An 8,886-nucleotide genomic window follows, 5' to 3' on the forward strand; every position below is an offset into this window, starting at 1 on the left:
CCTCTCCCAAGGACCCGCTCTCATGCCACAGACCCCCACGCGCCCCGACCGCTCGACCGGCGAGTTCGCCGACCTGTTCGCCCGCAAGGCGCGCACTCCGCTGCGCGGGTTCCTGCCCGGCCGCAGGGTCTGGAAGGCCGTCGGTGCTGTCGCGGCCACGATCCTGGTGATCACCGGAGCCGCGACGGCGGTCTCCCGGATCGACTGGAGCACCGACCCGCAGAAGGTCACCGCCGCTGCCGAGAAGAAGGCCGCGAAGAAACACGGCAGTACCAAGGACGGCACACCGACCACCGCTCCGTCCTCAGGGGCGCCCACGGCGGAGGAGGACGACAAGGGCCAGGAAGTCGACCCCCTCCCCAGGGGCGGTGGCGCCGGGATCTCCGGCGGCGGCACCTCCGGCGGCGGCTCCGATACGAGCAGGGACGAGGAGACGACCCAGGAGGAGCAGCGGGACCCCTCCTCGCAGTCCACGACCTCCTCGCCACAGGAGCCGGCCGACTACCTCTCGTCCGACGGGAGCCTGGACTCGTCGGACGACAACGGCTACTGGGACCAGAGCATCGTCACCGTGAAGTCCACGAAGGCGCTCAAGAGCCTCAAGGTGGTCGTCAAGGTCATCCAGACCGGCGGTGTCGCCGACACCGGCGTGTGGACCTCCCTCGACGACAAGGTGTCGGTGGCCTCCGGGTCGACCAGCGGCGAGCTGGACTACGTGGTGACGCTGAAGTCGGGAGTCACGCTGGATCCCGGCACCTACGTCTTCAAGTTCGGCTACAACCACGACCAGGGCGGCCGTGACGCGGGCGGCGACCGCTACAACGTCACCGCGACATCCACCGCTTCGGTCACGGAGTTCCGCAAGGGCGGCTTCTGAGAGGCGGGGCGCGAGGCCGTAGGCGAGCCGGATGCTGTCCCCGGTGGGGCCTTCTTGGACCGAACCACGGGGCACGTGTTCAACCGGCGAGCAAGACCTTCAGCGTGGAACCCAGATGGCTGTCGATCGCCAGGCACGCGGCCGCCGCGTCACCGGCGGCGAGCGCGTCCAGGATCGCCCGATGCTCGTCGAGGACCGCCTCCTGCCGCCCCTGCTGGTGGTACAGCGCGACCACACCGGCCCGGACCTGACGGCTGCGCAGCCCGTCGTAGTGCTTCTCCAGCAGCGTGTTCCCGACGGCGGACACCAGGGTGGCGTGGAAGAGGTGGTCCACCGCGATGAACTCCTTGGCCTGCTCGGGCCCGTCAAGGCCGGCCTGGCGGTCCATCAGCTCGGTGAGCTGCCGCAGCGGAACCCTGTCCGTCGCGATGACCCGCTCGGCCGCGTACCGCTCGACGATCCCGCGCAGCTCCATCAGCTCGGCGATCTCGCGGCCGGACAACGACGCCACCCGCGCTCCGCGCTTGGGCACCAGCTCGAGAAGGTCCTCGGCCGCGAGCAGCAGCAGCGCCTCACGGATCGGGGTGCGCGACACCCCGATCCGGTCGGCGATGTCCTGCTCGGAGAGGAACTCTCCCCGCATCGCCGGGTCGGTCAGCACCGTGTCCTTGAGGTACTCGTACGCCTTCTCCCGGCCGGACGCCACCACTACCCCCAGAAAATCGCATACACCTTGTATACAGAAGCTACCACGAGGGGCGGTGGTCCCCGCCGGGAACTTCGCCGGAGCCCCGGACGTTGGAGCGCGTGGTTGTAGTTGAAGTTTGCGAACGTGTGAGCGCCCGCGGAGTTCTGACAGCGGGCGTTTCGTCGTTTCGAGGGTTTTCTTCGACGGCTGGCGACCAACAGCCCGGGACGCGCGAGCGCGCGTTTCCCGTACTCATCGCCATCTCGAAGGAGACATCACATGGCTCAGGGAACCGTGAAATGGTTCAACCCGGACAAGGGTTTCGGCTTCATCGCGCCCGATGAGGGCGGCGCCGACATCTTCGTCCACCACTCAGCGATCGACACCGGTGGTTTCCGCTCCCTTGAGGAGAACCAGCGGGTGGAGTTCACCGCCACCCAGGGCCCCAAGGGCATGCAGGCCGACCAGGTCCGCGCGCTCTGAGGCGCTCAGAGGACACCCTCCCGAGGCAGGCCCGCACCGCGGGCCTGCCTCGGGCTGCCTCCGTACAGGTGCCGAATCCGGCCCCACACCCGCGCCGGGCACGCAACGCCCGTACCCCCCGATGGGAACACTGTGACCACTGAAATCAGCGACCGGAGCACCCGTCCGGCCGATCATGCCGAGATCCCCCACCCCCGGCCCGCCGGCCGGGGCAGCGACTACGCCGCGCTGTCCCGCGAGGTGAAAGCGAGCGGGCTGCTGAAACGGCGCCCGGGCTACTACTCCGTCAAGGTCGGGGCGAACCTGCTTCTGCTGGCCGGCGGATGGACCGCGTTCGCCCTGATCGGGCAGTCGTGGTGGCAGCTGCTGACCGCCGCCTTCCTCGCGGTGATGTTCACCCAGACCGGGTTCATCGGGCATGACGCCGGTCACCACCAGATCGCCGCTTCCAAGCGCGTCAACAACGTGCTCGGCCGCGTGCACGCCGACCTGCTGATCGGCCTCAGCTACGGCTGGTGGATCTCCAAACACAACCGGCATCACTCCCACCCCAACCACGTCGACCGCGACCCCGACATCGCCGACGGCGCGATCGCCTTCACCGAGGACCACGCCCGCGTCCGCCGCGGAGCGTATGCCTGGCTGGCGCGTCACCAGGCCAAGCTGTTCTTCCCGATGCTGCTCCTGGAAGGGCTCGCCCTGCACGTCGCCGGTGTCAAGGAGCTGTTCGAACGCACCGGCACCCGCACCTCGCGCATGACCAAGGCGGGCCAGGCGAGCCTGCTGACGGCGCATCTCGTCGGCTATTTCGCCGCCGTGTTCTGGGTACTGCCTCCCGTCCAGGCCGTGTGCTTCATCGCCGTGCACCAGGGACTGTTCGGGCTGTACATGGGGTGCTCGTTCGCCCCCAACCACAAGGGCATGGCCCTCTTCGCCAAGGATGACAAGATCGACTTCCTGCGTCGGCAGGTACTGACCTCACGCAACATCCGTGGTCACAAGTTCACCGACTTCGCGCTCGGCGGGCTGAACTACCAGATCGAACACCACTTGTTCCCCTCCATGCCGCGGCCCAGCCTGCGCCATGCCCAGGAACTCGTGCGCTCGTTCTGCGCCCGGCACGGCATCGCCTACCACGAGACCGGGCTCTTCGACTCCTACGCCCAGGTACTGCGGCACCTCCACGCGGTCGGCGGCCCGCTGCGCCCCGAACTGGAGTACTGATCACTTCACCGTGCGGCTCTCCGCGAGAGCCGCACGTCACGCTCGTACCCGCCTACCGGCGTGCGGACGAGCTGTTCGTGGTGTCCGGCGGACCGGCGACCGCTGCGAGTCGCAGCTTGGTCTCGTCCGCGCTGCCGGGCGCGGCCGTCATGATGACGATCTTGAGCTCGGAGTCACCGTCGATCAGCACATCGCAGTCCACCGCGACCGGCCCTACGGAGGGGTGCGCGATCGTTTTGCGGTCCGCGCGGTGAGCGGCCACCGTGCCGACCGCCCACAGATCGGCGAACCGTCGGTTGCCCGCCGTCAGGACCCGGATCAGCTCTGCCAGGCGCCTGTCGTGAGGGAAGCGGCCGGTGGCGCGGCGCAGGTCGGACACGACGGCGGCGTCGGTGGCGTCCCTGTCCAGTTCGGTCACAGGCCACAACCCGATGCGAACAGTGCCCGCTCCTACCGGGAACCTCTCGCGGGCGAAATTGCGCAGCCGCGGCGGCACCGATGAGGGATCGCCCAGCAGCCCGGCCCAGCTGCGGTTCCACCAGATCAGCTGCCAGTCGGCCGCGAACACGGCGACGGCGACGTCCCCGAGCCGGGTGAGCACCCGCTGGACGCCGGGCGGGATGTGGCCGGAGATCGCGCCGTCCGTCGGCGGGACGAGGTGGGCAAGGCGGTACAGGTGATCCCGCTCGGCGGTGGACAGCTGGAGGGCGCGGGCCAAGGACGCCACCACCGGCGCCGAGGGCGTCGTGGCGCGCCCCTGCTCCAGGCGCACCACATAGTCGACCGACACGCCGGCGAGTTCGGCGAGCTCCTCGCGGCGCAGCCCGACCGCACGGCGTGCCGGGCCCACCGGCAGCGCCGCGGCCGAGGGGGGCAGCCGATTCCGCCACGTACGGATCATCGCTCCCAGCCCGGCCCCTGGTGTCGTCGTCATGAGGCCCATCTTCCTGCGCCTCGGTCATCGACGGTCCTGTCGATGGTGGTACTGCTGCTCCTACCGTTGAGGCGTCCCTGGCGGGGGCTCCACGAGTGGACGAACAATCAACGCATGACGATCACCTTCATCACCGGAGCCAACAAGGGGCTTGGCCGCGAGACCGCCCGTCGCCTCATCGAACTCGGTCACACCGTGCTGGTCGGAGCCCGCAACCCCGAACAGGGCGAAGAAGCCGCCGCCGCGCTCGGCGCGCGCTTCGTCCCGATCGACGTGACCGACGCAGCGTCCGTCACCGCCGCGGCCTCGGATGTCGCCGGGCACGAGGGTTCGATCGACGTTCTGATCAACAACGCCGGCATCCACGGCCCCCACGGTGATCCCAGCACGCTCACCGGCGCCGACGCCCTCGCTGTCTTCGACGTCAACCTCGCGGGTGTGGTCCGCACGACCACCGCGTTCCTGCCGCTGCTGCGCCGGTCAGCAGACCCGGTCATCGTCAATGTCAGCAGTGGAATGGGCTCGCTCGCCATCACTCACGATCCGTCGCGGTTCGAGTCTTCCGCCATCGCGCCGCTCTACTCCGCTTCGAAGGCGGCGCTCACGATGCTGAGCACCCAATACGCCAAGGCACTGCCGGACATCCGCGTCAACGCCGCCGATCCCGGCTACACGGCGACCGACCTCAACGGCCACCGCGGCCCCCAGACCGTCACCGAGGGGACGGACGCGATCGTCGCCCTCGCCACCGAAGAGCCCGGCAGCGGCTCCGGACGCTTCGTCGACCGAAACGGTGAGATCGCCTGGTCGTGAGCCTGCGGCCGCTTCAGGCCTGGAACTCGGTGAGATCGATGACGTGAACGCTCAGCGGAAAGCCGTACACCGGATGTACCGCCTCGCGCTCCGGCGCCATGCCGAGCTTGCGGACGACGTTCTCGGAGGCGTCGTCACCCATCCGGGTAATGCTGATGACGCGGTCGAGGCCGCGGTCCTGAAGTGCGAACTCCAGCGTGGCGTGGGCGGCTTCGGACGCGTACCCCTGGCCCCAGAACTGCGAGCCGAAGCGCCAGCTGATCGCCACATCCGACGCCACCTCCGGCAGGAACTCGGGCACGGACAGGCCCGTGAAGCCGGCCAGTTCGCCCGAGGCCAGCAGTTCGACGGCGAAGAGGCCGAAGCCCTCCTCGTCCCACTCCTCCTCCCACCGCTCGATGTCCTGGGCCGTTTGTTCCATGTCGCGCACCGAGCCGTCGTCGACCCAGCGCATGACCTGCGGGTCCGCGTTGATGTCCGCCATCGGCACGAGGTCGTCGTCATGCCAGCGACGGAGAAGGAGTCGGGGGGTGCGGATTTCGGTCATGGTGCCCATCCTGCCGAAGGCAGGGGTCCTATCGGTAATCGGCACTCGCCGTACAGCGGTGAGGAATCCCACCGGGGGGTAGGTGGGTTGAGGCGGACAGACCCGCTGGTAGCCGACGGAAGGAAACAGATGCCAAGCATGATCGAACGCATCAAGCAGTTCGCGCAGAGCCCCCAAGGGCGACGCGCAGTCGAGCAGGCGCGACGAGCAGCAGCCGACCCCCGGCGCCGGACCCAGGCCCGGCGCCTCCTGGACAAGCTCCGCGGCCGTCGCTGACCACTCCGCGTCGCACTCCCGCCCCTCACCCGGACACATCCGTCAGCATCCGCCACCCCGGTGCGTAGTTGCCGTGCAGCACCAGTGAAGCGGCCCCGACCGCGCCCACGGTGTCGCCGATCACACTCTGCTCGACGGCGACCGCGCGGATCGTACGGGCGACGGATGTCCGGTTGACGGCGGCGTCGATCTCCTCTCGCATGATCGGTTCGATGCCGCGCAACGCCTCGCCGCCGAGCACGACACGGCCGACGTCCAGCAGGCTGGCGGCACCCCGTGCCGCCTGGCCGATCCGGCGGGCGGCGCGGCGTACGACGTCGCAGGCGTCCGGGTCGCCCGCGCGGGCGGCCCGGCGCAGGGCTTTCCAGTCGTGGTGCACGGAGTCGGGTGTGCCGGTCAGGCCGATGCGGTCGGCGGCGGTGCGCCCGTGGCGTCGCAGCAGGTCGTCGATGATCGCGGGCGGGCTGCAGTAGGGGCCGAGACAGTCGGTGGCGCCGCAGTGGCAGACGCGGTCGCCGGGTTCGACGGCCATGTGGCCGAACTCGCCGGCGTTGCCCGAATCGCCGTGCAGCACGGTGTTGTTGAGGACGATGCCGGCCCCGATGCCGGTGCCCAGGTAGATGAAGAGGAAGCTGCCCGCCCGGTCCGCGCCGCCGATCCAGCGTTCGCCTATCGCGGCGGCGGTGGCGTCGTTGTCGAGGGCGACGGGCAGACCGGTGGCCTCGACGAACATCTCCGTCAGGGGGACGCGTCCCCAGCCGGGGAAGTTCGGCGGGGACACCACGGCGCCGGAGGTGCCGTCGACCGGTCCGGGGGCGGCGATGCCCAGGCCGAGCAGGCGGGCGCGGTCCACGGCGCACCGGTCGACGAGCCGCTGGGCGGCGCGCGCGACCCGGTCCACGACGACGGCGGGATCCCCGGGATCGGTCAGGCGCAGCCGGCGGGTGCCGATCACGTCGCCGGCCAGGTCGACCACCACGATCACCGCGGCCTCGGGGTCGAGGTGGACGCCGACCGCGCAGGCGCCGTCGGCGCGCAGGGACAGCAGGGTGCGGCGCTTGCCGCCGCTGGAAGGGGCCTGGCCGGACTCCGCCACCAGGCCGGCGTCGAGCAGTTTGCGGACGACATTCGAGACGGTCTGGTTGGTCAGGCCGGTGAGGACGGCCAGTTCGACCCGGCTCACCTGGCCCGTGCTGCGGATGGCGTCCAGGACGACGGCCTGGTTGTAGCCGCCGACCCGCGGCAGGTTCGTACCGCTGAGCCTCGTCACCTGTTGGTCACCTGTGCCCCTCTCTACCCCTCACGACCGGCCGAAGGCGGTCTCCCCCACGGGCGCCCCAGGGCGAAAGTTTACAGGTTAGAAGCATTGACTTAATCCATCAATTGGATTTAGCTGACGCCACCAAAATCGGCCACTCAGGCCAGGTAGCGCGGCGTCGCGCCCAGCTCAGGGCGTTGTCCGGCCTGGCCTTCTTGGCCGGAACTTCGCGGCTTTCCCTCAGGTTTCGCGTCCCGGAGGAACCACTGTGCGCCCAAGACTCATCACCGCCGCGGCCTTCACCGCCGCCACCTTCCTGGCCCTCACCGCCTGCGGTTCGGGCGATTCAGGCAGCTCGGCCAAGTCGATCAAGATCGTCTACTGGCAGAACCTGGACAGCACGAACAAGCTCCAGGCCAACTACCTCGCTTCGCTGGTGAAGGACTTCACCGCGGCCAACCCGGGCACCAAGGTCAACCTGGTGCCGGTGACCTCCTCCGAGAACGACTACTACACGAAGATCCAGCTCATGATGCGCTCCCCCGCGACCGCTCCCGACCTGGTCTACGAGGACACCGCGCTGATCAACTCCGACATCGCGGGCGGCTACCTCAAGCCCCTCGACGCGTACACCGCGAAGTGGGCCGACTGGTCGCAGTACGCCGCCGCCGCCAAGGGCGCGGTGACCGGCGCCGCCGACAGCAAGGTCTACGGCGTCCCGGACAACACCGACACCCGCGGGATCTGGTACAACAAGCAGCTCTTCCAGAAGGCCGGGATCTCCGTGCCCTGGCAGCCGAAGACCTGGGCCGACGTCCTGAGCGCCGCCAGGACGATCAAGGCCAAGCTCCCGGATGTCACCCCGCTCAACCTGTACACCGGCACGGCGGGCGGCGAGGCGTCCTCCATGCAGGGCTTCGAGATGCTCCTGTACGGCACCCCGGCCGGCGACAAGTCCCTCTACGACGCCTCGCAGAAGAAGTGGGTCGTGGGCAGCAAGGGATTCAAGGACTCGCTGGAGTTCGTGCACACCGTCTACAGCCAGGGGCTCGGCCCGGCCAAGGAGCAGGCGCTGGGCGCCAACTTCGGTACCACCGTGGGCACCGAGCTGCTCCCCGAGGGCAAGCTGGCGATGGACATCGACGGCTCCTGGATGCCCAACAACTGGAGCTCCTCCAGCGCCAAGCCGTGGACCGAGTGGCAGTCCACGATCGGCACCGCGGCCATGCCCACGCAGAACGGCCAGGCGCCCGGCCGGACCAGCATGTCCGGCGGCTGGGCCTGGTCGATGCCGGCCAAGGCCAAGAACCCTGATCTGGCCTGGAAGTTCCTGTCGACCTCCCTGGCGACGAAGGCCAACTCCGCGAAGTGGAACACGCTCAACGCCACCATCGCGGTGCGCACGGACGTCGCGGCCGACCCGACGTACCTGAAGTCGGTGCCCACCAACAAGTTCTTCAACGAGCTGGTGGCCGACACCCACTACCGGCCCGGTCTGCCCGCCTACAACCAGGTCTCGACCGCGATCCAGAAGGCCATGGAGTCCGTGACCACCGGTCAGGCATCCGTGGAGAAGGCCGCCGAGACATTCGACAACGATGTCAAGTCGGCTGTGGGTGACGACAAGACCGTCGAGGGCGCCTCGTGACGGCCATTGCCCCGGCGCCTCGCGGGACCGGCGGCCACATGCCGCCGATGAGGACGTCGGTGGCAAGACCGCGGTCGTCTGCGGCTACGGCGACGTGGGCAAGGGCTGCGCGGAGTCCCTGCGCGGACAGGGCGCCCG

The 8,886-nt window shown here is 69.3% G+C and carries 11 protein-coding genes; 7 read left to right on the forward strand and 4 right to left on the reverse strand.

What is annotated here, in order from left to right; all coding sequences use genetic code 11:
- The first annotated feature begins 22 nt into the window (after window positions 1–22).
- Complete coding sequence (locus AB0I77_RS50785) at window positions 23–877, forward strand: hypothetical protein (RefSeq protein ID WP_363289818.1); 855 nt, start codon at window positions 23–25, stop codon at window positions 875–877.
- Window positions 878–956: 79 nt separating this feature from the next.
- On the opposite strand, the gene AB0I77_RS50790 is transcribed toward AB0I77_RS50785, so the two are convergent.
- Complete coding sequence (locus AB0I77_RS50790) at window positions 957–1,583, reverse strand: GntR family transcriptional regulator (protein ID WP_363289828.1); 627 nt, start codon at window positions 1,581–1,583, stop codon at window positions 957–959.
- Window positions 1,584–1,844: 261 nt separating this feature from the next.
- Between AB0I77_RS50790 and AB0I77_RS50795 the strand changes: the two genes are divergently transcribed.
- Together AB0I77_RS50795 and AB0I77_RS50800 are read left to right on the forward strand one after the other, a co-directional pair.
- On the forward strand, window positions 1,845–2,048 hold the full coding sequence (locus AB0I77_RS50795; protein ID WP_363289819.1) for a cold-shock protein: 204 nt from the start codon (window positions 1,845–1,847) through the stop codon (window positions 2,046–2,048).
- A 132-nt stretch (window positions 2,049–2,180) separates the two neighbouring features.
- A complete protein-coding gene (locus AB0I77_RS50800) occupies window positions 2,181–3,272 on the forward strand; it encodes an acyl-CoA desaturase (protein WP_363289820.1) in 1,092 nt (363 codons plus the stop codon).
- A 52-nt stretch (window positions 3,273–3,324) separates the two neighbouring features.
- On the opposite strand, the gene AB0I77_RS50805 is transcribed toward AB0I77_RS50800, so the two are convergent.
- Window positions 3,325–4,206 carry a helix-turn-helix transcriptional regulator gene (locus tag AB0I77_RS50805; RefSeq protein WP_363289821.1) on the reverse strand — a complete coding sequence of 294 codons (882 nt, stop codon included), beginning with the start codon at window positions 4,204–4,206 and terminating at the stop codon, window positions 3,325–3,327.
- 114 nt (window positions 4,207–4,320) lie between these two features.
- Between AB0I77_RS50805 and AB0I77_RS50810 the strand changes: the two genes are divergently transcribed.
- Window positions 4,321–5,019 (forward strand): SDR family NAD(P)-dependent oxidoreductase, encoded by a 699-nt coding sequence (locus tag AB0I77_RS50810; protein ID WP_363289822.1) that lies wholly within the window; start codon window positions 4,321–4,323, stop codon window positions 5,017–5,019.
- A 13-nt stretch (window positions 5,020–5,032) separates the two neighbouring features.
- Here AB0I77_RS50810 and AB0I77_RS50815 read toward each other — a convergent pair whose 3' ends face one another.
- Window positions 5,033–5,566, reverse strand: a complete 534-nt coding sequence (locus AB0I77_RS50815; RefSeq protein WP_363289823.1) for a GNAT family N-acetyltransferase — start codon at window positions 5,564–5,566, stop codon at window positions 5,033–5,035.
- Window positions 5,567–5,695: 129 nt separating this feature from the next.
- Between AB0I77_RS50815 and AB0I77_RS50820 the strand changes: the two genes are divergently transcribed.
- On the forward strand, window positions 5,696–5,842 hold the full coding sequence (locus AB0I77_RS50820) for a hypothetical protein (RefSeq protein ID WP_363289824.1): 147 nt from the start codon (window positions 5,696–5,698) through the stop codon (window positions 5,840–5,842).
- 25 nt (window positions 5,843–5,867) lie between these two features.
- Here AB0I77_RS50820 and AB0I77_RS50825 read toward each other — a convergent pair whose 3' ends face one another.
- Window positions 5,868–7,112 carry an ROK family transcriptional regulator gene (locus AB0I77_RS50825; protein WP_363289825.1) on the reverse strand — a complete coding sequence of 415 codons (1,245 nt, stop codon included), beginning with the start codon at window positions 7,110–7,112 and terminating at the stop codon, window positions 5,868–5,870.
- A 256-nt stretch (window positions 7,113–7,368) separates the two neighbouring features.
- Between AB0I77_RS50825 and AB0I77_RS50830 the strand changes: the two genes are divergently transcribed.
- Together AB0I77_RS50830 and AB0I77_RS50835 are read left to right on the forward strand one after the other, a co-directional pair.
- Window positions 7,369–8,748, forward strand: a complete 1,380-nt coding sequence (locus AB0I77_RS50830; RefSeq protein ID WP_363289826.1) for an extracellular solute-binding protein — start codon at window positions 7,369–7,371, stop codon at window positions 8,746–8,748.
- The coding region (locus tag AB0I77_RS50835; RefSeq protein WP_363289827.1) for a hypothetical protein at window positions 8,699–8,886 on the forward strand (188 nt) is incomplete at its 3' end. The genes AB0I77_RS50830 and AB0I77_RS50835, both read left to right, overlap by 50 nt.

Origin of the sequence: Streptomyces sp. NPDC050619 (assembly GCF_040654815.1) — a bacterium.
In the GTDB taxonomy this organism is placed as follows: domain Bacteria; phylum Actinomycetota; class Actinomycetes; order Streptomycetales; family Streptomycetaceae; genus Streptomyces.

Excerpts from the sequence above, each read along its gene's own strand:
- AB0I77_RS50820 (WP_363289824.1), top strand. The coding sequence starts at position 5,696 with ATGCCAAGCATGATCGAACGCATCAAGCAGTTCGCGCAGAGCCCCCAA.
- AB0I77_RS50815 (WP_363289823.1), bottom strand. The coding sequence starts at position 5,566 with ATGACCGAAATCCGCACCCCCCGACTCCTTCTCCGTCGCTGGCATGAC.
- AB0I77_RS50795 (WP_363289819.1), top strand. The coding sequence starts at position 1,845 with ATGGCTCAGGGAACCGTGAAATGGTTCAACCCGGACAAGGGTTTCGGC.
- AB0I77_RS50785 (WP_363289818.1), top strand. The coding sequence starts at position 23 with ATGCCACAGACCCCCACGCGCCCCGACCGCTCGACCGGCGAGTTCGCC.
- AB0I77_RS50805 (WP_363289821.1), bottom strand. The coding sequence starts at position 4,206 with ATGACGACGACACCAGGGGCCGGGCTGGGAGCGATGATCCGTACGTGG.
- AB0I77_RS50810 (WP_363289822.1), top strand. The coding sequence starts at position 4,321 with ATGACGATCACCTTCATCACCGGAGCCAACAAGGGGCTTGGCCGCGAG.